At 69.1% G+C, this 24,699-nt stretch carries 24 protein-coding genes and 1 tRNA gene; 10 read left to right on the top strand and 15 right to left on the bottom strand.

All coding sequences use genetic code 11. The annotated features are described in order from the left end of the window. Positions 1–66: 66 nt before the first annotated feature. Positions 67–663, top strand: coding sequence for an HdeD family acid-resistance protein (locus GON06_RS10085; protein ID WP_157312140.1), 597 nt, complete (start codon positions 67–69; stop codon positions 661–663). Positions 664–744: 81 nt separating this feature from the next. On the opposite strand, the gene GON06_RS10080 is transcribed toward GON06_RS10085, so the two are convergent. Continuing rightward, the gene (locus GON06_RS10080; RefSeq protein ID WP_332837372.1) at positions 745–1,509 is read right to left on the bottom strand and encodes an SDR family oxidoreductase; all 765 of its coding nucleotides are present in this window, start codon (positions 1,507–1,509) and stop codon (positions 745–747) included. Between the two features lie 117 nt (positions 1,510–1,626). Here GON06_RS10080 and GON06_RS10075 point away from each other — a divergent pair, with 117 nt between their 5' ends. The 4 genes from GON06_RS10075 to GON06_RS10060 all read left to right on the top strand — a co-directional run bounded on the left by GON06_RS10075 (position 1,627) and on the right by GON06_RS10060 (position 4,301). Beyond that, positions 1,627–2,082 (top strand): NfeD family protein, encoded by a 456-nt coding sequence (locus GON06_RS10075; RefSeq protein ID WP_157312139.1) that lies wholly within the window; start codon positions 1,627–1,629, stop codon positions 2,080–2,082. Between the two features lie 4 nt (positions 2,083–2,086). Continuing rightward, complete coding sequence (locus tag GON06_RS10070) at positions 2,087–3,022, top strand: SPFH domain-containing protein (protein WP_332837392.1); 936 nt, start codon at positions 2,087–2,089, stop codon at positions 3,020–3,022. Then, positions 3,019–3,792, top strand: coding sequence for a glycerophosphodiester phosphodiesterase family protein (locus GON06_RS10065; RefSeq protein ID WP_332837370.1), 774 nt, complete (start codon positions 3,019–3,021; stop codon positions 3,790–3,792). Before GON06_RS10070 ends, GON06_RS10065 begins: the two co-directional genes overlap by 4 nt. Positions 3,793–3,917: 125 nt before the next feature. Next, positions 3,918–4,301: an RNA polymerase-binding protein RbpA gene (locus GON06_RS10060; protein WP_157312138.1), complete on the top strand. Its 384-nt coding sequence runs from the start codon at positions 3,918–3,920 to the stop codon at positions 4,299–4,301. Here GON06_RS10060 and lnt read toward each other — a convergent pair whose 3' ends face one another. From lnt to GON06_RS10015, 9 genes are read right to left on the bottom strand one after another with little or no spacing between them, the layout of a single operon-like run. After that, complete coding sequence (lnt, locus tag GON06_RS10055) at positions 4,302–5,831, bottom strand: apolipoprotein N-acyltransferase (protein WP_157312137.1); 1,530 nt, start codon at positions 5,829–5,831, stop codon at positions 4,302–4,304. Positions 5,832–5,838: 7 nt separating this feature from the next. Next, positions 5,839–8,313 carry a DEAD/DEAH box helicase gene (locus tag GON06_RS10050; RefSeq protein ID WP_157312136.1) on the bottom strand — a complete coding sequence of 825 codons (2,475 nt, stop codon included), beginning with the start codon at positions 8,311–8,313 and terminating at the stop codon, positions 5,839–5,841. Continuing rightward, positions 8,310–9,071: a twin-arginine translocase subunit TatC gene (gene tatC / locus GON06_RS10045; RefSeq protein WP_157312241.1), complete on the bottom strand. Its 762-nt coding sequence runs from the start codon at positions 9,069–9,071 to the stop codon at positions 8,310–8,312. The genes GON06_RS10050 and tatC overlap by 4 nt, the downstream gene beginning before the upstream one ends. 59 nt (positions 9,072–9,130) lie before the next feature. Then, positions 9,131–9,370 (bottom strand): Sec-independent protein translocase subunit TatA, encoded by a 240-nt coding sequence (gene tatA / locus GON06_RS10040; RefSeq protein ID WP_116242158.1) that lies wholly within the window; start codon positions 9,368–9,370, stop codon positions 9,131–9,133. A gap of 36 nt (positions 9,371–9,406) precedes the next feature. Continuing rightward, positions 9,407–10,390, bottom strand: coding sequence for a helix-turn-helix transcriptional regulator (locus tag GON06_RS10035; protein WP_157312135.1), 984 nt, complete (start codon positions 10,388–10,390; stop codon positions 9,407–9,409). Continuing rightward, positions 10,387–11,376, bottom strand: coding sequence for a helix-turn-helix transcriptional regulator (locus GON06_RS10030; RefSeq protein WP_157312134.1), 990 nt, complete (start codon positions 11,374–11,376; stop codon positions 10,387–10,389). The genes GON06_RS10035 and GON06_RS10030 overlap by 4 nt, the downstream gene beginning before the upstream one ends. Beyond that, the gene (locus GON06_RS10025; RefSeq protein ID WP_157312133.1) at positions 11,376–12,269 is read right to left on the bottom strand and encodes a hypothetical protein; all 894 of its coding nucleotides are present in this window, start codon (positions 12,267–12,269) and stop codon (positions 11,376–11,378) included. The genes GON06_RS10030 and GON06_RS10025 overlap by 1 nt, the downstream gene beginning before the upstream one ends. A gap of 10 nt (positions 12,270–12,279) precedes the next feature. Then, positions 12,280–13,290 carry a tRNA (adenine-N1)-methyltransferase gene (locus tag GON06_RS10020; protein WP_157312132.1) on the bottom strand — a complete coding sequence of 337 codons (1,011 nt, stop codon included), beginning with the start codon at positions 13,288–13,290 and terminating at the stop codon, positions 12,280–12,282. Next, on the bottom strand, positions 13,287–13,982 hold the full coding sequence (locus tag GON06_RS10015) for an HAD family hydrolase (RefSeq protein ID WP_332837369.1): 696 nt from the start codon (positions 13,980–13,982) through the stop codon (positions 13,287–13,289). Before GON06_RS10015 ends, GON06_RS10020 begins: the two co-directional genes overlap by 4 nt. A 69-nt stretch (positions 13,983–14,051) precedes the next feature. Between GON06_RS10015 and GON06_RS10010 the strand changes: the two genes are divergently transcribed. Next, positions 14,052–14,897 (top strand): PAC2 family protein, encoded by an 846-nt coding sequence (locus GON06_RS10010; protein ID WP_157312131.1) that lies wholly within the window; start codon positions 14,052–14,054, stop codon positions 14,895–14,897. Between the two features lie 21 nt (positions 14,898–14,918). Here GON06_RS10010 and GON06_RS10005 read toward each other — a convergent pair whose 3' ends face one another. The 3 genes from GON06_RS10005 to GON06_RS09995 all read right to left on the bottom strand — a co-directional run bounded on the left by GON06_RS10005 (position 14,919) and on the right by GON06_RS09995 (position 17,248). Next, positions 14,919–15,746 (bottom strand): undecaprenyl-diphosphate phosphatase, encoded by an 828-nt coding sequence (locus GON06_RS10005; protein WP_157312130.1) that lies wholly within the window; start codon positions 15,744–15,746, stop codon positions 14,919–14,921. Between the two features lie 48 nt (positions 15,747–15,794). Next, positions 15,795–17,090, bottom strand: coding sequence for a M20/M25/M40 family metallo-hydrolase (locus GON06_RS10000; protein WP_157312129.1), 1,296 nt, complete (start codon positions 17,088–17,090; stop codon positions 15,795–15,797). A gap of 73 nt (positions 17,091–17,163) precedes the next feature. Beyond that, a tRNA-Leu gene (locus tag GON06_RS09995) sits at positions 17,164–17,248 on the bottom strand. 203 nt (positions 17,249–17,451) lie between these two features. Between GON06_RS09995 and GON06_RS09990 the strand changes: the two genes are divergently transcribed. The 4 genes from GON06_RS09990 (at position 17,452) to GON06_RS09975 (ending at position 23,823) form a co-directional block, all read left to right on the top strand. Next, on the top strand, positions 17,452–18,852 hold the full coding sequence (locus tag GON06_RS09990; protein ID WP_157312128.1) for a hypothetical protein: 1,401 nt from the start codon (positions 17,452–17,454) through the stop codon (positions 18,850–18,852). Further along, positions 18,849–19,571 carry a GAP family protein gene (locus GON06_RS09985; RefSeq protein ID WP_157312127.1) on the top strand — a complete coding sequence of 241 codons (723 nt, stop codon included), beginning with the start codon at positions 18,849–18,851 and terminating at the stop codon, positions 19,569–19,571. Before GON06_RS09990 ends, GON06_RS09985 begins: the two co-directional genes overlap by 4 nt. Beyond that, positions 19,568–21,253: a SulP family inorganic anion transporter gene (locus GON06_RS09980; protein WP_157312126.1), complete on the top strand. Its 1,686-nt coding sequence runs from the start codon at positions 19,568–19,570 to the stop codon at positions 21,251–21,253. The genes GON06_RS09985 and GON06_RS09980 overlap by 4 nt, the downstream gene beginning before the upstream one ends. A 113-nt stretch (positions 21,254–21,366) precedes the next feature. Then, positions 21,367–23,823, top strand: a complete 2,457-nt coding sequence (locus GON06_RS09975; RefSeq protein ID WP_157312125.1) for a LuxR C-terminal-related transcriptional regulator — start codon at positions 21,367–21,369, stop codon at positions 23,821–23,823. A gap of 28 nt (positions 23,824–23,851) precedes the next feature. Here the strand turns inward: GON06_RS09975 and GON06_RS09970 are convergent, their stop codons facing one another. After that, on the bottom strand, positions 23,852–24,190 hold the full coding sequence (locus tag GON06_RS09970) for an SHOCT domain-containing protein (RefSeq protein WP_157312124.1): 339 nt from the start codon (positions 24,188–24,190) through the stop codon (positions 23,852–23,854). 21 nt (positions 24,191–24,211) lie between these two features. Then, positions 24,212–24,655 carry a DUF6325 family protein gene (locus GON06_RS09965; protein ID WP_157312123.1) on the bottom strand — a complete coding sequence of 148 codons (444 nt, stop codon included), beginning with the start codon at positions 24,653–24,655 and terminating at the stop codon, positions 24,212–24,214. Positions 24,656–24,699 lie beyond the last annotated feature (44 nt).

Raw genomic sequence — 24,699 nt, 5'->3', positions numbered from 1 at the left:
ACCATTTGGAAAGGGCACCCGCTACGCTGGACGTGCCTCACAGGAGGTTCCCAGAAAGGAAACATCATGTCTGATGCTCTCTCGGAAGCGAAGGGCTTCGTCAAGTCCGTCCGGGTCTTCCTCGCCGTCTCGGGTGCGATCGCGCTCATCGCCGGCCTCATCCTGCTCATCTGGCCGGGCAAGTCCGCCGTGATCGTGACCGCGATCATCGCGGCTTACCTGATCGTCGCCGGCCTCGTCTACATCGCGCTCGGCATCTTCTCCAAGGAGAAGGGCGGCTGGTCGCGAGTCGGGCACATCGTGCTCGGCCTGATCTACATCGTCGCCGGTGTGATCGCCTTCACCAACCTCGCGGCGGCGACGGCGACGCTCGCCTTCGTGGTCGCGATCCTGATCGGTGTCAGCTGGATCATCGACGGCATCGTCTCGCTCAGCCTGCTGAGCAAGGCCGCCTCGAAGACCTGGACCGTCATCTACGCGATCCTCAGCATCATCGCCGGAATCGTCGTGCTGTTCTCGCCGATGTTCGCCGCGGTCGTTCTGTGGTGGATCCTGGGCATCGCCCTGATCGTCCTCGGCATCGTGCAGATCGTCCGCGCGATCACGCTCGGCAAGGACGCGAAGGAGATCGAGGACACGCTGAAGACCGACGCCCCGGCCTGACGCATCCGCTCATGAGAATGGCCCCGTCCGATCGGACGGGGCCATTCTCATGTCTGCGGGGTCACTCCACCGCGCAGTGCGTCACTCCGCGACGAATCCGGAGGTGTCGCCCACGAGACGGGTGTTGTCGGCGGGCACCGGGTCGACGGCTGCCTGCGCGACCTCGGCGGCGAACTCGGACACGTTGTACAGCTTGCCGGCCGACTCGCGGCGCTCGGAGATTGCGCCGGGGTTCATGCGTTCGAGCAGCGTCGCGGTTATGGTGCCCTCGATCATGTCGCCGGAGACGACGGTGAAGCCGACGCCGGCCTCGGCGAGACCCGGGATGAGCTCTCGCAGGGCGTCCTCGCCGGCGCGCTTGGACTTCGCGACCGGCTCGTACTCCGGCATGGTGGGCGTGGTGCGGATGAAGTGCGCCTGGTGGCTCGTCACGAACACGACTCGGGAGCCCTCGCCGAGCAGCGGGCGAGCCTGCTCCAGCACGTCGACCTGCGCATCGCGGTTGAGCTTCAGCGCATAGTCCTCGGCCATGCCGGACTCCATGCCGCCGGAGGCGTTCAGCACGAGGATGTCGAGACGGCCGAACTCGCTCTCGACCTTCGCGAACATCTCGCCGACGGATGCCGGATCGGTGAGATCCGCGGCGACGACAAGGGCCCTGCGGCCCAGGCCGCGCAGCTCGGTCGCGAGCTTCTCGGCGCGGGGCGCCTTGTTGCGGTAGTTGATCACCACGTCGGCCCCGGCCTGCGCGAAATAGCGGACGGTGTCGGCGCCGATGCCCCGCGACGATCCGGTGACCAGCGCCACCTTGCCGTCGAGAGAGCCAGCGGGAAGAACGTCGGTCACTGGTGCTCCTTGGAATGCTCTGTTTCGCCGCGACCGCGACGATCTCACCCTACCGCGGAGGGGCCCGCCGACCCCGTCCCGGCCCGTGGTAGGTTCGCACCAGAGGGAAGGGCGAGCATGATCGAGATGTTCGAGCAGTGGGCGTGGATCGGCTGGCTGGTGCTGATCGCGCTGTTCCTCGTGATCGAGATGCTCTCGCTGGATTTCACGTTCCTGATGCTCGCCTTCGGCGGCGGGGTCGGGCTCATCACCGACCTGATCGGCATGGATCTCTGGCTGCAGGTGATCATCGCGGGCATCGCCGCCGCCCTGTTCATCCTCTTCCTGCGGCCGCCGCTGCTGCATCGGCTCCGACGTGGTGAGGACCCCACCAAATCCAACGTCGATGCGCTGATCGGACTGCACGGCACTGCGCTGGCCGACATCACACGGGTCAGCGGCGAGGCCAAGCTCGGAAACGGCGACACCTGGACGGCGCGCAGCGCGACCGACGCGCCCATCCCCCGCGGCGGACGCATCGAGGTCGTCGAGATCACCGGGGCGACCGCCGTCGTCCGCCCCGTCAGCGAATAGGAGCATCGTGGACGATTCGTTCATCCCCACAGCGATCGGGTGGATCCTCGCGATCGCGGTGATCATCCTCGTGATCGTCACGGTCGCCCGCGCGATCCGCATCATCCCGCAGGCCACGGCCGGAGTCGTCGAGCGACTCGGCCGCTACCACAAGACGCTGACGCCGGGCCTGAACCTCCTGGTGCCCTTCATCGATCGGCTGCGACCGCTCATCGACATGCGCGAGCAGGTCGTCTCCTTCCCGCCGCAGCCGGTGATCACCGAGGACAACCTGGTGGTGTCGATCGACACCGTCGTCTACTTCCAGGTGACGGATGCCCGTGCCGCGACCTACGAGATCGCCAACTACCTCGGTGCCGTCGAGCAGCTCACCACCACCACGCTGCGCAACGTGGTCGGCGGTCTGAACCTCGAGGAGGCGCTGACCAGCCGCGACGAGATCAACGGCCAGCTGCGCGTGGTCCTCGACGAGGCCACCGGCAAGTGGGGCATCCGTGTCGGTCGTGTCGAGCTGAAGGCGATCGACCCGCCCGTCTCCATCCAGGACTCGATGGAGAAGCAGATGCGTGCGGAGCGCGATCGTCGTGCGGCGATCCTCACCGCCGAGGGCTCCAAGCAGTCCCAGATCCTCGAGGCGGAGGGCCAGCGCCAGGCGGCGATCCTCAAGGCCGAGGGTGACAAGCAGGCCGCCGTGCTGCGTGCCCAGGGCGAGGCGGAGGCGATCAACAACGTCTTCACCGCGATCCATCAAGGCCAGCCCGACGACAAGCTGCTCGCCTACCAGTACCTGCAGATGCTGCCCAAGATCAGCGAGAGCCCGTCCAGCAAGTTGTGGATCATTCCGAGCGAGCTGACCGAGGCGCTGAAGAACTTCGGCACGGCGTTCGCACCCAGGCCGGACGGCTCTGGCCAGACGCCGCCGAGGCTGCCCGGCGCGTGACGCACCCGTACTTCGTCGGAACCGGGCTTCCGCGTGTCCTCGCCCACCGTGGTCTCGCGACCCCCGAGGGCGAAGACTCCTCGGTGTGGGAGAACTCCGCCGGGGCCTTCGCCCAGGCCGTGACCGCGGGCGCGGAGTTCATCGAGACCGACTGCCAGGTGACGGCCGACGGCGACGTCGTGCTGTTCCACGACGCGACGCTGGAGCGCCTCACCGGTGATCCCCGAGCAGTCTCGGAGGTGCGCACCGCAGAGTTGCGGGAGCTCTTCGCCGAGCACGGCGGGCTGATGACGGTCGACGAGGCCCTCGATGCGTTTCCGGGCACCCGTTTCAACATCGACGTCAAGACGGATGCCGCTGCCGAGCCGATCGGCGCTCTGACCGCCCCGCACACGCGGCGTCTGCTGATCACCAGCTTCTCGGATGCCAGACGGCAGCGCGCCCTGGAGTCGATCAGGCGCGCCGGTGCGGCGGAGCCACCCGCGACGTCGGGCGGACGCCGCTCGATCGTCGCGCTGCGCGCCCTCTCCGCGCTGCACATCTCCCCCGGTACGACTCTGCGCGGCATCGACGCGGTGCAGATCCCGGTCGCGCAGGGGTCGTTCCGCGTGCTCACCCCGGGACTCCTCCGCGCCGCGCATCGGCACGGCGTGGAAGTGCACATCTGGACGGTGAACGACCCCGTTCAGATGCGGGAGCTCACCGACCTCGGCGTCGACGGCATCATCAGCGATCACGCGGATGTGGCGCTGCGCACCCTCGCATCCTGACGCATCCTCCGACTCCTACGCCGGGACCCCTGGGATTCCACTGTGAAAACGTCTAGGATTCAGGCCCTGTGGATGATCCGCACAGACAGGTTCGTTATACCTGACAGCGACGAGAGGACCACACAATGGCAGATCGCAGCCTGCGCGGCATCCGGCTCGGCGCCCAGAGCCTACAGAGCGAAGAGGGCGTCGTGTTCATGGAGCGGAGCGCCACCACCTACGCGTGCCCGGTTTGCGGGCACGAGACCACCCTGATGTTCGCCGCCGACGCGGAGCCCCCGCAGACGTGGGAGTGCCGATCCTGCGGCGCCGACGCGCTGCTCGAGGTCGACGGCAAGCCCGTGAAGCCGGCCGAGGACGACGAGAAGGCCGCCCGTACCCACTGGGACATGCTGCTCGAGCGCCGTACGCGCGCCGAGCTCGAAGAGCTGCTCGAGGAGCGGCTCGCCTACATCCGCGCCCGTCGGGGCGCCGGCGACGACCCGACTCGCCAGAAGATCGGCGCCTGATCAGCTCCGGCGCCGTCGGGCGAGGACGCCGCTGAGCACCAGGCCGGCGATCCCGCCCCACAGCAGGACCTGCTGAAGCCAGGGTCCGATCACGACTCCCGCCGTGAGGCCGGTGCGCAGTTCGACATCGTCGAGCAGCGCGCCGGCCTCATCCGCGTCCAGCGTGGAAATGGTGGATCCGTCAGGACGGATGGTCTGGCTGGTGCCCACCGTGGAGATGTTCACCACGCTGCGACCGGTCTCGATGGCACGCGTGCGCGCGAAGGCGAGCTGCTGCAGGTTCTCGTCGGTGCCGCGGAAGTCGGCGTTGTTCGTCTGGAAGATCAGAACCTGGGCCCCGCCCTCCACGCCCTCGCGGATGACCTCGTCGTAGATGACGTCGAAGCAGATCGCGAGCCCCACGGCCACGTCGCCGACCTGGATCAGCGGCGGGTTGGTGCCGGGAGTGTACTCGCGCTGCAGGAGCCCGATCAGGTCGGGCACGATGGCGTTGTAGAACGCCCGATCCGGCACGTACTCGCCGAACGGCACCGGATGCCGCTTGTCGTGGATCTGGTCGGCCGTACCATCGGCCGTCCAGAGGAACGAGGTGTTGAAGATGTCGTCGCCGCGCTCGGTGGCCGTGTTCGCCAGCAAGGCAGCATCGGCCTGGTTCACGACCCGTGTGAGGCGGCGCGCTGTCGCCGGGTCCTGGAACGGGTCGTAGCCCGCCGAGCCCTCCGGCCAGACGACGAGGTCGAGGTCCTCACCGTACAGCGGTTCGGTCGCCTCCATCTGAGAGTCGATCACGGAGTAGGGCTCGCGGTGGTCGAAGTACCCGGTGGGCCCGTTGCCCTGCACCGCGCCGATGCGCATGTCTCCCGCTGCGGATGTCGGGAACAGTGGCGTGAGCAGCAGCACGAACACGAGCGCCGCGGGAGCGATGAACCGCAGCGGACGCCGCCATGAAGCCGTGCGCACCAGTTCGATCACCAGCGCGGTGGTGGTCACGATGAGGAAGCTCAGCCCGCTCACGCCCGTCCACGAGGTCACGGCGCCGAGCGGGCTCTCCGACTGCGTCATGCCGAGGCGCGCCCAGGGGAACCCGCCGTAGGGCCAGTTGCCCAGGAACAGCTCGTGGCCCGTCCACAGAGCACCGACGAGCATCGGCAGCGCGTACAGCCGCCCGCGCGGCCACGCGCGCGGCACCCACCGGTACGCGAGGGCGATCGGCAGCAGAGCGATGGCCGTGAGCGCGCCCTCGACGACGCTCAGAGCCGCCCACGGGATGGTTCCGAGGTAGCGGCTCGTCCAGGACACCAGCAGGCCGAAGAACAGCAGACCGTACACGAGCCCGACCAGGATCGCGCTCCACGCCCGGCGACCTATCAGGGCGAGCAGCAGCAGCGCCACCCCCGGGAACACGAGCGGCCAGACAGCGGGCTCCGGGAAGGCCAACCGCATGAGCAGGGCGGCCAGGGCGGCAGCGGGCAGGGCGAGCCAGAGCGGCAGCAGCGGCTGCGGCCGCGAAGAGCGGTCGATGTCGGACATCCGGATCCTACAGTCCTGAATAGGCGACGATTCCCCGACGCACGCCGTCGAGTGCGCGTCGCGCCGTGCGGGCGAGGTCCCCGTCCTCGGCGACGATGGAGAGCTGATCGAGCAGGTCGATGGTCTGCTTCGCCCACCGCACGAAGTCGCCGGCGGCCATGTCAGCCTCGATGAGCACCCGGTCCAGCATGCCGCCACGGGCCCATTCGTGCATCGCCGCGGCGAGCCCCGGTGCCAGCGCCTCGGTGCCGGGCAGCCTGTGGTCCTGCTCCAGGTCGTCGAGTTCCGCCCACAGCTCGACCGTGCGGTCGTAGGCGATGCGGAAGGCGCCGCGTGGAATGCCCCTCTCCCCCGCGTTCTGCTCGTCCCGCCGTGGCTCATAGACCAGAGAGCACGCCATCGCAGCCAGGGACGGCGCGTCGAGCTGCTTCCACAGTCCGCGGCGCAGTGCCTCGGCGACCAGCAGATCCCGTTCGCCGTAGATGCGCCGCATCGTGCGTCCGGCATCCGTCAGTGCGAGGTCCTCGCCCTCGCCGACGACGTAGCCGACGGCCTGAAGAACTTCGAGCACGCGGTCGAAGATCCGCGCCACAGTGCCGGTGCGGTTCTCGATCTGACGCCGGGTGCGGTCGGTCTCGCGCTTGAGCTTCCAATACCGCTCAGCCCAGCGGGCATGGGCCTCCCGGTCGGGGCACGAGTGGCAGGGGTGCCGCTGCATCCGGGTGCGGAGCTGCTGGATCTTGTGCAGCCGTTTGTCGCGCACCGCGCGCGGAGCCGCGGCATCCTTCCGATGCTTCTTCTCGAGGTCGCTCAGCTCGCGCCGGATGCCGGCGTACTCCGTGAAGTCCCCGTGCTCGCAGGTCATCGCCTCGACGTAGCCGGCGAGCGACGTCTCGGCCTCCTTCACCTGACGCGCCAGGCCCACGACGGCGCGATCGGCCTGGAACTGTGCGAACGACGACTCCAGGATCTCGCGCGCACGCGCGCGGCCGAACCTGTCGATGAGGTTGACCGCCATGTTGTAGGTGGGCCGGAAGCTGGAGTTCAGGGGGTAGGTGCGTCGGGAGGCGAGAGCAGCGACCGCCTGCGGGTCCATGCCCTCGGTCCACTGCACGACGGCGTGGCCCTCGACGTCGATCCCCCGGCGGCCCGCACGCCCGGTGAGCTGGGTGTACTCCCCCGACGTGATCGCGACGCGCGCCTCGCCGTTGAACTTCTCCATCTTCTCCAGCACGACCGTGCGCGCCGGCATGTTGATGCCCAGCGCCAGGGTCTCGGTGGCGAAGACCGCCTTGAGCAGCTTGCGCTGGAAGAGCTCCTCGACGACCTCCTTGAAGGCGGGCAGCAGGCCGGCGTGGTGCGATGCGACGCCACGCTCGAGGTCGTCGCGCCACTGCCAGAAGCCGAGCACGTCGAGATCCTCGTCTTTCAGCGCCCGCGTGCGATCGTTCACGATCTCGCGGATCTCGGCGCGCTCCTCGGCGGTCGTGAGCCGCAGTCCCGAGCGACGCACCTGCTGCACGGCCGCGTCGCATCCGACCCGGCTGAAGATGAAGAAGATCGCCGGCAGCAGATTCGCGTTGTCGAGCAGCCGCACCACTTCCGGCCGATCCATCCGCTCGATCCTGCGGACGTTCGCCGAGCGCACCGGCCGCTTCCCGCCGCGCGGCGGGCGCTTGGCCTGGTTTCCGGAGTGCCGAGCGCTGCGGTACTCCTGAGCGCGCTTGTTGTCGTCGTACCGGGAGCCGGTGAACGAGCGGATGCGCATGAGCTCCTGATTCACCTGCGCCGTGGCGATGCCGGCCCTGTCGTCGAACAGCGGCAGCAGGTCGTCGCGCACCAGCACGTGCTGCTCGAGCGGCACGGGCCGTGTCTCGGAGACGATCACGTCCGTGTCGCCGCGAACGGTGTCCAGCCAGTCGCCGAACTCCTCGGCGTTGGACACGGTCGCGCTGAGGGACACCAGCCGCACCGGAGAGGGCAGATGGAGGATGACCTCTTCCCACACCGGACCTCGGAAGCGGTCGGCGAGGTAGTGCACCTCGTCCATCACGACGAACCTGAGTCCGGTGAGGGCCGGCGAGTCCGCGTAGAGCATGTTCCGCAGCACCTCGGTGGTCATCACCACGACGCGCGCGTTGCCGTTGATGTTGGTGTCACCGGTGAGCAGACCGACCTCGTCCTCACCGTAGACATCGACCAGTTCGCGGAACTTCTGGTTCGACAGCGCCTTCATCGGTGTGGTGTAGAACGCCTTGTCGCCCGGAGTCTGCATTGCGAGGTGGATCGCGAACTCGCCGACGATCGTCTTGCCGGCGCCGGTCGGCGCGGCCACCAGCACACTGCGCCCGGATTCGAGCGACTGGCAGGCCGCCACCTGGAACGGGTCCAGACGGAACCGCTGCGCCGCGGCGAACGCAGACGTCTGCGGGTGGTCGCGTCGGTCGTTCGCCTCGGCGAACCGATCCGCGGCCGAACTCATGCGGGCAGATCGGGGTCGAGCCCCATCGCAATCATGCGCTTGCGCTTGCGCCGGTCGAAGATCAGTGCAAGGCCTCCGGCAGCGAAGTAGAGCACGGTCAGGATGCCCGCGAGCAGGAACATGCTCACCACGTCGGCAGGCGGCGTCGCGATCGCCGAGAAGACGATCGCGACCAGGATGGCCCAGCGCCAGCCCTTGAAGATCGCCTTGCCCGAAAGGATGCCGGCCATGTTCAGGCCGATCATGAACACCGGCGTCACGAACGAGATGCCCACCACGATCATCAGTTTGAAGATGAAGTCGTAGTACTCGCGGGCATCCATCACGTTGGTGCCGCCCTCGGGCGTGAACCCGACCAGCATCTCGATGACGTGCGGGCTCACGACCATCGCGGTGTAGCAGCCGGCGAAGAAGAGCGGGATCGCCGCGGCGACGAAGCCGATGGTGTACCTGACCTCCTTGCGGGTCAGTCCGGGCATGATGAACGCCCAGATCTGCCACAGCCACACCGGCGCCGCGAGCGTCAGTCCGATCGCGAACGCGATGCGCATGCGCAGATCGAACGACGACGTCACGGTCGCGAAGTTCAACGACACATATGTCGTTCCCTTCATCTCCTGCAGATCGATGATCGGCCGTGAGATGAAGTGGATGATCGGATCCGTCACGAAGAACGCCACGATCATCGCGACGACGATCGTGATCGCCGCGATCGTCAAACGCTTGCGGAGCTCGCGCAGATGCGCGCCGAGCGACATCCGACGGTCGTGGCGAGGCTGTTCCTCGACGGGCGAGGAATCAGTCACTGCCACCGCCGTCAGCTGGTCTTGTCAGCGCTGGACGGTGCGTCCTTCTGCGGTCCGGTCGAACCGCTCTCGGGCGCCGCCTCGGTCTGTGCGGCGGTCGCGTCGTCGTCCTTCATCGCCTTCATCTCGCCCTTGAACACGCGGGCGGACTGTCCGACGCTCTTCGCCAGTGCCGGCAGCTTCGCCGCACCGAAAAGAAGCAGGACAACGATGAGAATGGCGAGCAGGTGCCATCCGGTCAGGCCAGCCATAGAAGTCTCCTCATTGAATGGGTAGTGGCGTTCAGTCTACCCGTGGTCGGGCGAGATCGGGTCACGGTAGAGCGCCAGTCCGGCGATCGCCCATTCCCGTGTCGCCGTTCGCGCGGCCGCGGGCTCGAGCACCTGCATCTTGCCGGCGAAACGCGCGGCGAAGCGCTTGATCCCCCGCGGATCAGCCATGCGCAGCCGGAGGATGACGTCGCCGTCGGCCCGGGAGACCTCCTCGGACCGGAAGCCGCTCAGCAGCGGTGCCAGCCCCTCGGGGATGCGCACGGTCACCGTGCCCTCGGCCGGAGCCGTCCCGAACGCATCCGGTACGCCCTCTGCTCCGTGGGTGATCGCGATGTCCGTGAGACGTGCGTCGCTGACCCGGTCGAGGTGGAAGGTGCGCATGGCCTGCCGCAGGTGGCACCAGCCCTGCAGGTACCACTGGCCGTCGGTGATGAGGACCTGCACCGGGTCGACCGTGCGCACCGTCGGCGCGGCATCCGGTGCCTGATAGGCGAACGAGACGGCGACGCCGTCGTTCAGCGCGCGCGAGACGACCTCCTGAACCTCCCCCACCTGACGGGGTGCGACCACGACGTCGGCGGGCGCGTCGACCGCGCCGCGGGCCAGTTTCGCGAGCAGACCCGCCACCAGTCCGGAATCCGACACGGCGGGGACCGCGGCGACCATCTGCAGTCCTGCCAGCAGCGCTGCGGCCTCACGGGCCGTGAAGCGCGGCACACGGCGCAGCGCCACGTCGTTGGTGATCTCGATCACGTCGTGTTCGTCGAGCAGGTCCCAGTCGATGTCGAACATCTCCTGCGGCTGCTGCCAGAAGCCGTCCTCCCCGGGAAGGCCGATCACGGTGAGCTTCTCGACCATCGCGCGCATCTCGGGCACGCTCACGCCGAACTCCGCTGCGGCCTCGGACAGAGAGACCTGGCCTCGCTCGAGCAGATACGGCACGAGGGTGAGGTAGACGCGCACCCTGTCGGCGGCGAGCAGAGGCTTCGGATCGCTCATGCGCTCTCCCCATCGTCGTGGGCGGCGAGGACTCCGCGCAGTCGTTCGACGACGGCGTCGCGCAGCTTCGCCGGCTCGACGACGCGCACCTCGGGACCGTAGGAGGCCAGCTCGTCGGCGAGGATGTCACGATCGACGTAGGGAATCCGGATGCCCTGCACTGCGGGCGTGGCGCGGCGGCCGAGGCGCAGTGCGGCCTCGGTGCCCGGCTCGACCTCCAGCAGTGCGGAGTGCGTCGCGGCGACCTGCTCGAGCCCGGCCAGTGCCCGATCCCCCGCGCCCTCGCGGAGCGAGGAGTCGAAGGACTGCGCGGTGACCTTCACGGCCCCGACGATGCGGCTGAGCAGGAACGTGCGCTCGGCCTCCGCGTCCACGTCGATGCCGTAGACATGCCAGCGCGCCTCGTAGTCGAGCAGCGCGAGCGGCCGCAGCCGCCGGCTCTGCGACCTCTCCTCGCCAGGCTTCAGGTAGTCGAACGTCACCACGCGGGACCGCTCGATCGCCTCCTGCAGGGGCGCGAATGCGGCATCCCGCACCGTGATCCGCGGGGCGAAGCCGATGATCGGCTCATCACCATCGATGCCCAGTGCGCGGATCTTGCGCACGCCGGCCTGGGCGTCGGATGACGCGGACTCGGCGCTCCACACGCTGCCGGCGAGTCGCAGCACGGCGAGCTCCGCCGGGCTGAAGGCGATGTCGCCGGGCAGGTCGTACTCCTCCTGCGGGATGCGGTAGCGCGCCTCGCGCAGGTCGTTGGGGTCCGCGGCGTCGCCGATCGTCTCGACGCGGACGCCGAGGGCGCGCAGCTGATCCTTGTCGCGCTCGAACATCTTCTCGAGCGCATCCGCCTTCGCGCCGGCCTCGGCGCGCTGACGGTATCCGGAGACGCTGTCGAGGATCTGCTGCTTGGTCAGGCCGATCCGCGTGGCCATCAGCGCCACGATGAGGTTGGTGAGGCGCTCCTCCGCGGGGATCGTTGCGGCCATCAGTTGCTCGCGGGCACCGAACCGAGGATGTCGACGACGTAAGCGACGGCCTGCGCATCGCCCTCACCGGGTACGACGACGAGGATCTGGGATCCGACGTTCGCGGCCTTCACAGCATCGGCGACCTGCTTCGGCAGCTTCGAGAGGTCGGCTTCGGGCAGTGCGCCCCAGGTGCTCTCGGCGACCTTCCGGTCGTTCCAGCCCACGGCCGTGTACGCGAAGAACGGCTGGTCGTCGCCGACCTTGTCGCCCTCACCGGCGATCAGCGTCTCGGAGACCGTCTTGGTCGGTGCCTTGCCGTCGGGGATGATGATGCCCGGGCGGCCGTCGGGTGCGCGGACCACGGAGGGGATGCCGCGGGCGCTGTTGAAGACATCGGTTCCCTCGGCCCGGGAAAGCATGGCGCTCTCGATGTCGAAGACCGCGATCACGCTGTCCCCCGACTTGCTCGCGGGAGCGGCGACCACGACACGACTGCCGCCGGTGGCGCACTCCAGGGCCTTGTTGAGCTTGAGGTCGGGCAGTCCCTGTTCGATCGTGCTGATCGTGAACAGCTGGCCCTGCCCGTCGAAGCCGACGTTCTGGATCATCTCCCCGGTCTTGCCGGAGTACATCGCGAACGCACCGACGAAGACCTGGTTCGGGTCGACCAGCGGGTCGCCGTCACCGACCTCGGCGTCGAAGAACGAGACCTCCTTGGTCTGCAGCGGGCCGACCAGCGAGACCTTCGGCTGGCTGCCCAGCTCGCCGGTGACCGACACGTCCTCATCGATCCCGTTCGCGGAACCGGTGCGATCACAGGTCGCTCCGGCGAAGGTCGGCGCGGCCGAGCATCCGGTCAGAGCGACGGCGGACAGGGCGAGGGCGGCGAGAGCAGCGGACGTTTTACGCACGCGCTCCAGTCTATTCCGTCGTCGAGTCCGATTCGCGCGCAGTGGCGGCGATGCGCGCGCCGTCGGCCGCCTTCTGCGCCTCGCGCACCCGCTTGCGCAGGTTCTTGTCGGTGATCTCGCGGTCTCCGACGGCGCCAGGCGTCCACAGCTCGACGTCCTCGTCCGAGAAGCTGGTCTTGGATGCGCGGCGGCGGACCTCGGGGGGAATCGCGCCCGGCGCCAGCCGGCGCGCGGTGAGCAGGAAGCCGGTGTGCGCGACCATGCGGTGGTCGGGGCGCACGGCGAGGCCTTCGACGTGCCAGCCGCGCACCATCGTCTCGGAGGCCTCGGGATCGGTGAACAGTCCGCTGGCACGGATGTACTCCGCCACGCGGGACAGCTGGGTGGCGGTGGCGATGTAGCAGATCACCACGCCACCGGGAGTGAGCGCGTCGGCGACGGCGTCCATGCAGTCCCAGGGGGCGAGCATGTCGAGCACCACACGGTCGACGGTGCCCGGCTCGAATTCGGCGCCGAGCTGCTCGGCCAGATCACCCACGACCACGCGCCAGGTGTCGGGTGTCTCGCCGAAGAAGGTCTCGACGTTCGCCATGGCGACCTCGGCGAAGTCCGCACGGCGCTCGAACGACGTGAGCGCTCCGTCCGGGCCGATGGCCCGCAGCAGTGCGAGCGACAGTGCGCCGGAGCCGACACCGGCCTCCACCACGGTCGCGCCGGGGAAGATGTCCGCCTGCACCACGATCTGCGCGGCGTCCTTCGGATACACGATCGCCGCGCCGCGGGGCATCGACATCGCGAAGTCCCGCATGAGCGGACGCAGAGCGAGGTAGTCGTGGCCCGAGCTGTTCGCGACGACGGAGCCGTCCGGCAGGCCGATGAGATCCGCATGACGGAGCACGCCATGATGCGTGTGCAGTTCGCCGTCGGCGCGCAGCGTGATCGTGTGCATCCGTCCCTTCGGGCCGGTCAGCTGCACGCGGTCGCCCTCGCGGAACGGCCCGCTCGGCCGCGCGGCGGTCATCGGACGACCTCCTTCGCGTGCCGTGCGTGCAGGGCGATCACGTCATCCGCGGTGCGTCCCTCGAGCGTCTCCCAGATCTCATGCGCGCCGAGACCGTCGAGCGGGATGAGGTTCGGCACGGCGATGGTCACCGCTCCGGATGCCACGCCCGAGATCACTCCGGTACGGGAGTCCTCGATCGCCACCGCGTCGGCGATGTCGATGCCGAGCAGTTCGGCGGCGTGCAGATAGGGCTCCGGGTGCGGCTTCGGCAGTGCGACGTCGTCGCCCGCGACCACGAGGTCGAACGCCTCGAAGTCGATCAGATCGACGACGTCGGTGGCCATCCGGCGCAGCGACATGGTCACCAGTGCGGTGCGGATGCCGGCCGCACGCAGGTCGGCGAGCAGCTCGCGCGCACCGGGACGGAACGGCACGCCCTGGGTGCGCAGAGCCTCGGACACGCTGTCGGTCAGTCGGTCGACGATCTCCTGAGCCTCCAGGTCGACCCCCGCCGCCTGGAACACCTTCGCGCTGTCGAGCAGACCGCTGCCGATCAGCTGCAGCGCCTGCTCATGCGTCCAGGTGCCGCCGTACGACTCGACCAGAACGGTCTCGGCGGCCATCCAGTACGGTTCGGTGTCGATCAGAGTGCCGTCCATGTCCCACAGGACGGCGGCGGGCCGGGTGGCGGCAGAGGGAGTGGTGCTCACTGCACCAATGGTACCGGCGCCACGGCGCGCGCTCGCGCCGCTGCCCGCCCCGGCGACTAGCCTTGAGAGATGGACGTCCTCGGCTCGCGCATCATCGTCGCCGCCTTCGACGGCTGGAACGATGCCGGCGAAGCCGCCACCGGCGCGCTCGCCACACTCCGCGAGAGCGCCGAGTTCACCACCGTGCACAGCGCCGATCCTGAGCTGTACTTCGACTACCAGTACACCCGGCCGGCGACCCGCACGGATGCGCAGGGGCGCAGGGAGCTGACCTGGCCCGAGGCGACGCTGTCCCGCCCCACGGTCTCGGCCGGCTCCCCGGAGGTGTGGCTGCTGACCGGCTCCGAGCCGGCGCGCACCTGGCAGGCGTTCGCCTCGGAGTTCATCGACGTGGCGCTGCGCGACGACGTCACCGGTTTCGTCACGCTCGGCGCGATGCTCTCCGACGTGCCGCACACCCGCCCGATCTCGGTGTTCGCCTCCAGCCAGAATGACCAGGTGCGCGAGGCGCACGGCCTGGAGCGCTCCACCTACGAGGGCCCTGTCGGCATCCTCAGCGTGCTGGAGCACTTCGCGGAGCGCGCGGGCATCCCTACCGCGAGCCTGTGGGCCAGCGTGCCGCACTATGTGGCATCCGCTGCCCCGTCGCCGAAGGCGACCCTCGCCCTTCTGGACCGCCTGGAGGAGCTCACGGCGATCGGCGTGCCGCGCGAGCATCTGCGCACCGAGGCGGCTGCCTGGGAGGCGTCGATCGACGCTGCGGCGGCGGACGACGACGACATGAGCGAGTACATCCGCCAGCTGGAGCGCACCCGGGACACCTGGGACTCCCCCGACGCCTCCGGCGATGCGATCGCGCAGGCCTTCGAGCGCTATCTCCGCCGCCGCGGCGACGGGCCCGATCAGAAGCGCTGACCGGACCCGCCCCGCGCGCGATCAGCCCGAGATCACTCCCGTGGCGAGCAGCACGATCAGCACGCCGCCGAGCAGGATGCGGTAGATCACGAACGGCAGGAAGCTGCGCTTCGAGATCCAGCTCATGAAGAACGCGATCACGCCGAGCGCGACGACGAACGCGATGCCGGTGGCCGCGAGCGTCTCGGGCATGGTGAAGTACTGATCAGGTGCGTCCCAGCTCTTGGCGAGCTGGAAGAAGCCGCTGCCGAACACGGCCGGGATCGCCAGCAGGAACGCGTAGCGGGCTGCCGCGGCGCGCTCGTAACCCAGGAAGAGTCCCATCGTGATGGTGCCGCCGGAACGGGACACTCCCGGGACCAGGGCCAGCGCCTGGGCGAAGCCGTACGCGACGCCGTCCGGGTAGGTCAGCTGGTTGAGCGAACGGCGCTTCGCGCCGACGTGGTCGGCGATGCCGAGGAGCACGCCGAACACGATCAGCATGATCGCGACGATCCACAGCGACCGCAGCACCGTCTCGATCTGGTCCTGGAACAGCAGGCCGAGCACGACGATCGGGATGCTGCCGATGATGATCAGCCATCCCATCCGGGCGTCAGGGTCGTTACGCGGCAGGCGCCCGACCAGCGCGAGCGCCCAGCTCTTGATGATCCGCACGATGTCGCGCCAGAAGAACACCACGACGGCCGCCTCGGTGCCGATCTGCGTGATCGCGGTGAAGGCCGCGCCGGGGTCCTCACCCGAGCCGAGCATGGTCCCCACGATGCGCAGGTGCGCGCTGGAGGAGATCGGCAGGAACTCGGTGAGTCCCTGGACGATGCCGAGAAGGAGTGCTTCGAGCAGGTGCATGCACAGGTCTTTCGTGACAGAGCGATGCCGGCCGCGGCGCGGGCCGGGTCAGCAGGTGCGGAACAGGTCGGCCAGCACGCGCTGACCGAAGCTCAGTGAGTCTACGGGCACGCGCTCGTCGACTCCGTGGAACATCCCTGTGAAGTCGAGGTCGGCGGGCAGTTGCAGCGGCGCGAACCCGTAGCCGGTGATGCCGATCGAGGCGAGCGCCTTGTTGTCGGTGCCGGCACCGAGCAGATACGGGATCACGGGCACACCCGGGTCGTGCCTGCCCAGGGCAGCGACCATCGTGTCGACGAGATCGCCGCGGAACGGCGTCTCCATGCCGATGTCCCGCACCACGATCTCGATCTCGACCTCGTCGCCGACGATGCGCTGCAGATCGGCGAGCACCTCGTCCTCGGTGCCCGGCAGGGTTCGCACGTCGATCAGGGCCTCTGCGCGCTCGGGGATCACATTGTGCTTGTACCCGGCCTGCAGCACGGTCGGGTTCGCGGTGGTGCGGAACGTGGACGCGAGGAACGCCTCGGCGGGTCCGGCCGCTGCCGCGAGGGCGTCCGGATCGTCGGCGCTGCGGCCGGTGAGACCGGACAGCCCCGCCAGCAGGGCCTCGGTCGTGGGCGTGAGCCTGATCGGCCAGCGCGTGCGCCCGATGGCCGCGACGGCCTCCGCCAACTTCGTGAGAGCATTCTCAGGATGCAGGCGGCTGCCGTGTCCGGCGCGACCGCGTGCGACGAGCCGGATCCAGATCAGGGCCTTCTCCCCCACCTGCAGCAGATAGGCGCGGCGATCGTCCACCGTGATGGAGTAGCCGCCCACCTCGCTGATCGCCTCGGTGGCGCCGGCGAACCACTCCGGGCGCTCCTTCACGACGAGCGCGGAGCCCTCGACGCCGCCGTTCTCCTCGTCCGCGAAGAATGCGAGCACGAGATCCCGCTCCGGCTGCTCGCCGGCGCGCAGCAGATCGCCGACGGATGCCAGGATCATGGCGTCCATGTTCTTCATGTCGACGGCGCCGCGGCCCCAGAGCATCCCGTCGCGGATCTCCCCGGCGAACGGATCGACGCTCCAGTCGTCCGCCACCGCAGGCACGACGTCGAGGTGCCCGTGCACGACCAGCGCCGGACGACTGCGATCACGCCCCGGGACGCGCGCCATCACGTTGGTGCGTCGCGGAATCGGCTCGTAGTACTCGGGCCGGAGGCCCAGCGACTCCAGGTGGGCGCCGACGTACTCGGCCGCCTCACGCTCGCCGTTCGCCTTGCCCCCGCCCCAGTTGGACGTGTCGATGCGGATCAGGTCGCGGGCGATGCGCACGACCTCGGGCAGCGAACTCTCTGACATGCCATCAAGGCTATCGAAGACCGAAAACGAAGCAGGACCCCGGGTCTTCGACCTGGGGTCCTGCTTCGTTCTGTGCGCGAGGGGGGACTTGAACCCCCACGCCCTTATCGGGCACTAGCACCTCAAGCTAGCGCGTCTACCTATTCCGCCACCCGCGCAAGGTGGGTTTTTCCGGCTGTTCCCAACCGAAGATCGAGATTAGCACGTTCCTGGAGCGCGGACGAACCGGCGTTGCACCCCGGGCGCGCCTCCCGACACGGTCACCCTTCCGGGATGAACCTCTTCTGCCCGTGCACCGCACTCCGGCAGGATGGGCCTGTACCGGTGGAGCGCCGCCGGATCGGGACACGGGAGGGTTCGCATGGCAGGCAAGGACGAGCTGGAGGATCTGCGCCGTCGCGTCGCGGAACTCGAGGCCGAGAACGACGGACTGCGCTCCGAGGCGCCCGCCGTGAAGAGACGCGGGAACCCCACCCGCAGCATCCTGTCCGCAGTGGCGCTCGTGCTCGCCATCCTGTTCGCGCCGGTCGCAGTCCTGGGCACCTGGGCTCGCCTCGAGCTCGTCGACACCGATCGGTTCGTCGCGACCTTCGCCCCGCTCGCGGACAGCCCCGAGGTGCAGGCCTACGTCTCGGACCAGATCGTCACGGCCATCGACGACAACGTCGACATCGACGGCATGGTCGCCGACCTGGCCGACGGCCTGAAGGGCCTCGACCTCCCGCCGCGCGCGCAGACCGCCATCGGGCTGCTCACCGCACCCGCCGCGGACGGGATCCGCGGTCTGATCAACTCCACTGTGGACAAGCTGGTCGCCTCCCCCGCGTTCGCCGAGGTCTGGGAGCAGGCGCTGCGCCAGACCCACTCGCGTGCGATCGCGGTGATCCAGGGGCAGGAGGGCACCGCCCTCCAGCTCTCCGACGACGGCACGCTGTCCCTCGACCTCGACGTCGTGATCGAGAAGGTCAAGGAACGTCTCGTCGAGAACGGATTCGGCTTCGCCTCCTCGATCCCGGTGATCCACAAGTCGATCCCGCTGGTCACCGCGGATGCCTTCGTGCTGGTTCGCACCGTCTACCAGATCGCGATCGCCGCGGGCTACTGGCTCCCCTGGGTGGTACTCGCCCTGGCCGCGGCCGGAATCGCGCTGGCGCGCAACCGCTCTCGGGCTCTGCTGCTGACCGGCATCGGCCTGGTCGCATCGTTCCTGCTCCTGGCGGCCGGCCTCGGCATCGGCAAGATGTTCTTCATGGGCACGGTCAGCCCTTCGATCATGCCCTCCGGGACGGCCGAGGTGCTCTTCGATCAGATCACCGAGATGATGCACTCGGTGATCGCCGCGTTGGTGCTCCTCTCGGCATTCGTCGTGATCGGCGCGTGGATCACAGGGCGCTCCCGCCCGGCGCGGGCGCTGCGCACGTCCGGGAACGCCGCGTTCGCCAAGGCGCGCGAGAGCGCCGACCGCAGCGGCCTGAACACGAAGGGCTTCGGCACCGCGCTGGATCGCTGGCGTCCCGCGATCATCGTCATCGTCATCGCGCTGGGCGTGTTCATCCTGTTCATGACGCGTCCGGTCAGCATCGGATCGGTGGTCTGGACCGTCGTCGGGATCCTGGTGGCGCTGCTGCTCCTCGAGGTCCTGCGTCGCCCGGCGGGCAGCACTCCGGCCGCAGACGGGGCTGAGGCGCACGCACCCGTCGCCGCGGACGCGGCCGAGCCGGCGACCGACGAGATCGCAGAGGAAGAGGGCGCTGTGCGGTGATCGGCCTCATCTGGCAGCTGCTGCCGATCGCTCTCGGGGTGATGATCAGTCCCATCTCGGTGATGGCGCTGCTCGGCATCCTGGTCTCCACGCACGCCCGCCGCAACGGCACTGCCTTCGCGGTCGGCTGGGTGCTCGCGACCGGTGGCAGCCTGCTGCTGTGGACCCTGATGCTCGGGTGGCTCGGCATCGGCGACGGATACGGTTACGGCGGCGGACTCACCGGCACCGTGCTGCATCTGATGATCGGACTGCTCTGCATCGGGGCGTCGGTCTGGACCTACCGCCGCTCACACGACATCCTGATGCGCATGGGCACCGCGCGCACGCCGGATGAACTGGCAGCGGCGACGCCCCGGCTGCCTGGCCTCCTTCGCGACGTCGACCACTACAGCGTTCCGCGATCCTTCGCTCTGGGCGTGACGGTCTTCGTCCTCAACCCCGTGAACATGTCGCTGCTCATCGCGACGGCTCTCAGCCTGATCGACGCCGACATCTCCCAGCAGAGCGAGAGGCAGATCGCTGCAGGATTCGTGGTCGCCGCCGCCCTGCCGGTGATCACGCCGGTGCTGGTCCTGTGGGTGCGCGGGGCCGACGCCCCGTTCATCGGCAGGATGCGTACCTGGGTGATGAACAACAACGGCTACATCAGCGCGGGGTTGCTGCTGCTGATCGGGTTCCTGCAGCTGACCCGCGCCCTGGAAGGGGTCCTCGCATGAGCATCGGATCCGGACTCCGCCGTTGGACGGCGCGCTTCGGCGACCGCAGCACCGTCGGAAGCGACATCCGCGCCGGGGTCGTGCTGGGGGTCGAGAGCGTGCCGGACGGGCTCGCCGCCGGCGTGCTCGCCGGAGTCAGCCCCCTCTACGGCCTGTACGGGTACATGCTGGGGACCTTGGGGGGCGCGCTCACGACCGGTTCGGTGTTCATGGCTGTGCAGGCCACCGGGGCCATGGCGGTCATCATCGGCGACGTGCCCGAGGTGCAGGGCGATGACAGCGCCGGGGCGATGGCGATGCTCACCCTGATCGCGGGCGTCGTCATGCTCGGGCTGGGCATCGCCCGCCTCGGCAGCCTGGTCCGCTTCATCCCGAGTGCTGTGCTGATCGGCTTCATGAACGCGGTGGCGATCAACATCGTCCTCGGCCAGCTCGACAACATCACCGGATTCGAGAGCGCGGGGGCGAACCGGATCATGCGGTTCCTCGACACCCTCGTCTCCGTGCCGCAGTTCAGCTGGCCCACAGTGCTGGTGGGCGTCGTGACCATCGGACTGATCCTCCTGCTAGAGCGCACGCCGCTCGGCGCCCTCGCCCTGGTGGTCGCTGTGATCGCCGGGTCGCTGCTCGTCCTGGTGCTGCCCGGGGGCAGCGTCGCGACCATCGGCGACATCGCCGAGGTCACCCGTTCGCTGCCGACGCCCGTCCTTCCCGATCTCAGTCTCTTCGGTGCCCTGATCGTGCCCGGCGTGTCCATCGCGCTCGTCGGACTCGTGCAGGGCGCGGCGATCTCCGGTTCGATTCCGAACCCGGACGGGAGGTACCCGGATGCCTCGGCGGACTTCCGTGGACAGGGCATCGCGAACATCGTCTCGGGACTGCTGCGAGGGATGCCGGTCGGCGGTTCCTCCTCGGCGACGGCCCTGGTGCGGACAGCCGGTGCGAAGACGGCGCTGGCCAATCTCGTCGCCGGGGTCGTGATGATCATCACCCTGCTCGCGTTCGGCCCGCTGATCGAATACATCGCGATGCCCGCGCTGGCGGGGCTTCTCATCCTGGTCGGTGTCCGCACTCTGAAGATCCATCAGGTGCTGCTGGTGTGGCGGACGGGGACGACGCAGATCACCGTGTTCCTGGTGACCTTCCTGCTGACGCTGCTCATCCCGCTCCAGTACGCCGTGCTCGCGGGCGTCGGCCTCTCGATCGTGCTGCACATCGCTCGGCAGTCCAACCGGGTGCGCATCGTGCGCTGGCAGTTCGACGATCCCGGCGGGCATCCGCTCGAGGTCGCTCCCCCGGCCGTCGTCCCGCACGACGAGATCGTGATCCTCTCCCCCTACGGCAGCCTGTTCTTCGCCTCCGCGCAGTCCTTCCGCGCCCAGCTGCCCACGCCGACAGACGATTCCGCAGGAGCGACCGTCATCATCCGGCTGCGCGGCTCAGAGGAACTCGGTGTGACCTTCCTCACCATGGTCCGCGACTATGCGGAAGAGCTCGCCGCGCACGACGCCACCCTGATGCTCGTCGGCGTCGGGAAGCGGCTGCAGGACCAGCTGGATGCCACCGGCGTCGGCGCGCGGATCGGCGGCGGCAACGTGATCCCGGTGCGTCCGAGGGTGGGCGACTCCCTCGCCGAGGCGCTGGCGATCGTGGCGTCCAGGAACGACGACAGCGCCCGATAAAATCGGGGACGATGGTTCCTCCAGCCGCATCGCTGCGCTCGTACCGCTTCCGCCCGCCTTCCCCCCAGAGCGGACATCTCGCGCGCCCTCGGCTGACGGAGCTTCTGGACGCCATGACCGCGTCTCACCCGACGACGATGGTGATCGCGCCGAGCGGATACGGCAAGACGTCTGCGGTGGCGGAGTGGGCGGCGACGCACGACGGGCAGATCGCCTGGCTGACGCTCGGGCCGTTCGACGCCGACGGCAAGAACCTCGGCGCGAGCGCCGCGCTCGCCCTGCAGTCGCTGGCTCGCTCCACTGGACGCCCCGATCTGGCCGAGCTGCTGTCGTTCGATGCCGCGGAGCTGACTCCCGCGGCAGCCTTCGACCTGCTCACCGAGGCGCTGGTCGACGTGAGCGAGCCGATCCACCTCGTGATCGACGATGCGCACCGCGCCGAGGACGAACTGAGCACGGGCCTGCTCGGCGCGCTCCTGGAGGGGACCTGCGACGCGCTGCGCGTCGTCGTCGTCGGCACCAGCTACGTCGAGATCGCCCTGAGTCGCCTCGTGCTGCAGACACCCGGCGCGGTGATCCGCTCCCGCGAACTCGCCTTCGACGTACGTGAGGTGGAAGGTCTTCGTGCGGAGCAGCAGCATCCGTTCACCGCCGAGGCGATTCTGGAGCAGACGGGCGGATGGCCGATCGCCGTTCGCGCCGTGCAGATGGCGGGGGCACGTCCGGACCACGTCACGCACAGCCCGGACTCTGTGCTGCGTCGCTACATCGACGTCCACGTGCTCGGAGCCCTGCCCGACGACATCGAGCGCTTCGTCCGCGTGGCGGCGCTGTGCTCGACCCTCACGCCTGAACTCGCGCAGAGCATCACCGGCGAATCCGATGCGGGCGAACTGCTCGAGCGCTGCGTGCAGATGGGGCTGTTCCTCGATCGCTTCGAGACCGCGACCGGGTCGCTGTACCGCTGGCACGACGTCCTATCCCATCAGTGCGAGCGCATCCTGGAGCAGCGCGACCCGGAGCTGCGGCGTCAGATCCTCCGCGCGGCCGCGGTCCATCTGTCCGAGGAGGATCCGCTGGCATCCGCCCGGTACTGGATCAGAGCGGGCGACACGGATGCCGCGGTGCGGACGATCCTGTCGGGGTGGACACGACTCGTCGTGGGATCCGAGGCCGGTTCACTGGACCGGTGGTGCGCATCGGTGCCGCACCCCTACGCGGATGACCCGCGCATCCTGATGATCAGGGCGTGCGCTCAGGACGTGATCGGCCATCACGATGTCGCAATGATGCTCGCGGCGCGCGCCGACGGCCGAGCCTCGGAGCAGGAGGAGATCCCCGGCTTCGCGGACCTGAAGGCTCGCGCGCGCCTGTTCCTCGTCGACGACCGCGCCGAGCTCGCCGAGGCGATCACCACGGTCCGCGCGCAGCTGGAGGCTCCGGACGGCGTCGATCTCGGCGACCGCGCCGCCCTGCAGTACCTGCTGGGGTGGAGCGAGCTGCGGCATCGAACCTCCCCCGGTCTCATGGTGCAGCTCTTCGCCACAGCGGCGAGCGATGCCACAGCCGCAGGAGACCACACGCTGGCCCGTCGCTCGCTCGGGCACCTGGCGCATGCGCTGGCCTGGGCGGGAAGGCTGCATGAGGCCGATGACGTGCTGGCACAGCGTCTGGAGCTCATCGACGAGGGTTCTTGGGCCAGTTATGCCGGCGGAAGTGCGGCCACGGCTGCGGCCTTCTCCGCCTACTGGCGGGACGACCAGTCGCAGGCGGTCGCCGCCGCGCAGCGCGCGATCCGCAGCGGAGGATCGGCGATCTCGTTCCCGGGCGCCGCTCGCATGCTCTACGCGTTCGCTGCAGCCGCGTCGCGGGATGCCCCGGCGTGCCAGCGGGCGGCCCGCGAGGTGCAGGGCCTCCCCACTGTGACGTTGCAGGGCGTGGAGTGGCCGGCGTTCCGGCACGCCGCCTTCGCGGCGCTGAACGAGGCTGCCGGTCGCCGTGAGCTGGCTCTGAGGATCGTCGCCCGCTACGAGAACACGACCGACCTGCCGCTCATCACCGTGGTGCTCTCCGGGATCGCCTCGCGCGCGGGCAACGCGCGCCTCGCGGTGGAGATGCTGCGCCGGATCGAGGCCTATGACGCGATCTCGTACGTGAAGGTGTCACGGCTGCTCGCCGAGGCGGTCGTGGTGTGGCGGGAGGACCGGCGTGCGCAGGCCCGCGGCCTCGTGGAACAGGCGCTCGAGATCGCGGCTCCCGAAGACCTGCGCCGGCCGTTCGCGGGCGCGGGGCTCGATGCCCGGCAGATGCTCGCCGCGCAGCTGACCTGGGGAACGCCGCACGACACCTTCCTCACCGCCTGCCTCACGCCGCGCGAGGCGGGCGGCCCGCTGCAGTCGCTCTCCGACCGGGAGCGCGACGTGTTCTCGCACCTGCGCAGCAGCCGGACCATGCAGGAGATCGCCGATGTGATGGGAGTCTCGATCAACACGGTCAAGACCCATCAGCGCGCGATCTACCGCAAGCTGGGCGTCGCCTCACGACGCGAGGCGGTCCGGCTGTTCGCCTGACCGCCCCGCGGTGGTGATGCGGTCAGGGTCAGCCCAGGAGCTTCGCCTTCGCCGCCGCGAACTCGTCGTCCGAGAGCACGCCGGCATTGTGCAGATCGGCGAGCTTCAGCAGCTGCTCCGTGACGTCGACGGCCGGAGCCGCCGCGACCGGAGCCGGCACCGGTGCCGCGGCCGCCTGCGCGGCCACCGCCGCCTGCGCGGCCTGATCCATCTGCTGCTGCTGGTACGCAGCGGCGGCCTGCTGCTGCTCGGCAGCCGCGGCGCGCCTGTTCATCTGCCGGTTCTCCATGGCGTTCGCCGTGCCGGCGACGACCGCCGTCCGCGCTGCGAGCCCGACGAGACCCGGGCGTCCCACTCGTCTGATCATGATTCTGCTCCTCTTCCCGGACTAGTCGTCCGAGGCCATTCCGACGATGGTGTTGACGACGGGGGCGGGGATGCGCTCCGTCGCGATGACCACGCTGCCGTCCTCTGCAAGCTGCTCGGCGAGCTCCCGCGCCCACAGCAGTTCGAAGGCGACCACCGCCGCCGCGCCACCGGCGGGGATGCCCGCCGCCAACTCGGCGAGATCGTCCTCGCCGGCGAGACCAGGGAGGTGCACGACGAGATCGGCGAGTTCATAGGCCTCGACGTCGATCTCCTCATATCGCACCTCGCCGTTCTCGCTCTTGGACACCACCACGAAGTCGAGCAGGCGCACCACGCCGGCCCGGATCTGGGCGGCGAGGGCGTGCAGCAGCTCCGGCGAGGGAGCCGGCGATGCCAGCGAGATCACATTCAGCTCGACCGGGCCGTACTGGTCCGGCGAGATGGAACCTTGGTTCGTCATCATGCGCCCATGCTGGCACCGTGGCGGCGCTCACAGCCGGGCCCTCA

The organism is Microbacterium sp. MAH-37 (genome assembly GCF_009758255.1).
Classification (GTDB): domain Bacteria; phylum Actinomycetota; class Actinomycetes; order Actinomycetales; family Microbacteriaceae; genus Microbacterium.
Note: the sequence above shows the minus strand (reverse complement) of the source record. Positions and strands in the feature narration are given on the sequence as shown.

Excerpts from the sequence above, each read along its gene's own strand:
- GON06_RS10085 (WP_157312140.1), top strand. The coding sequence starts at position 67 with ATGTCTGATGCTCTCTCGGAAGCGAAGGGCTTCGTCAAGTCCGTCCGG.
- GON06_RS10075 (WP_157312139.1), top strand. The coding sequence starts at position 1,627 with ATGATCGAGATGTTCGAGCAGTGGGCGTGGATCGGCTGGCTGGTGCTG.
- GON06_RS10060 (WP_157312138.1), top strand. The coding sequence starts at position 3,918 with ATGGCAGATCGCAGCCTGCGCGGCATCCGGCTCGGCGCCCAGAGCCTA.
- lnt (WP_157312137.1), bottom strand. The coding sequence starts at position 5,831 with ATGTCCGACATCGACCGCTCTTCGCGGCCGCAGCCGCTGCTGCCGCTC.
- GON06_RS10050 (WP_157312136.1), bottom strand. The coding sequence starts at position 8,313 with ATGAGTTCGGCCGCGGATCGGTTCGCCGAGGCGAACGACCGACGCGAC.
- tatC (WP_157312241.1), bottom strand. The coding sequence starts at position 9,071 with ATGTCGCTCGGCGCGCATCTGCGCGAGCTCCGCAAGCGTTTGACGATC.
- tatA (WP_116242158.1), bottom strand. The coding sequence starts at position 9,370 with ATGGCTGGCCTGACCGGATGGCACCTGCTCGCCATTCTCATCGTTGTC.
- GON06_RS10035 (WP_157312135.1), bottom strand. The coding sequence starts at position 10,390 with ATGAGCGATCCGAAGCCTCTGCTCGCCGCCGACAGGGTGCGCGTCTAC.
- GON06_RS10030 (WP_157312134.1), bottom strand. The coding sequence starts at position 11,376 with ATGGCCGCAACGATCCCCGCGGAGGAGCGCCTCACCAACCTCATCGTG.
- GON06_RS10020 (WP_157312132.1), bottom strand. The coding sequence starts at position 13,290 with ATGACCGCCGCGCGGCCGAGCGGGCCGTTCCGCGAGGGCGACCGCGTG.
- GON06_RS10010 (WP_157312131.1), top strand. The coding sequence starts at position 14,052 with ATGGACGTCCTCGGCTCGCGCATCATCGTCGCCGCCTTCGACGGCTGG.
- GON06_RS10005 (WP_157312130.1), bottom strand. The coding sequence starts at position 15,746 with ATGCACCTGCTCGAAGCACTCCTTCTCGGCATCGTCCAGGGACTCACC.
- GON06_RS10000 (WP_157312129.1), bottom strand. The coding sequence starts at position 17,090 with ATGTCAGAGAGTTCGCTGCCCGAGGTCGTGCGCATCGCCCGCGACCTG.
- GON06_RS09990 (WP_157312128.1), top strand. The coding sequence starts at position 17,452 with ATGGCAGGCAAGGACGAGCTGGAGGATCTGCGCCGTCGCGTCGCGGAA.
- GON06_RS09980 (WP_157312126.1), top strand. The coding sequence starts at position 19,568 with ATGAGCATCGGATCCGGACTCCGCCGTTGGACGGCGCGCTTCGGCGAC.
- GON06_RS09975 (WP_157312125.1), top strand. The coding sequence starts at position 21,367 with ATGACCGCGTCTCACCCGACGACGATGGTGATCGCGCCGAGCGGATAC.
- GON06_RS09970 (WP_157312124.1), bottom strand. The coding sequence starts at position 24,190 with ATGATCAGACGAGTGGGACGCCCGGGTCTCGTCGGGCTCGCAGCGCGG.
- GON06_RS09965 (WP_157312123.1), bottom strand. The coding sequence starts at position 24,655 with ATGATGACGAACCAAGGTTCCATCTCGCCGGACCAGTACGGCCCGGTC.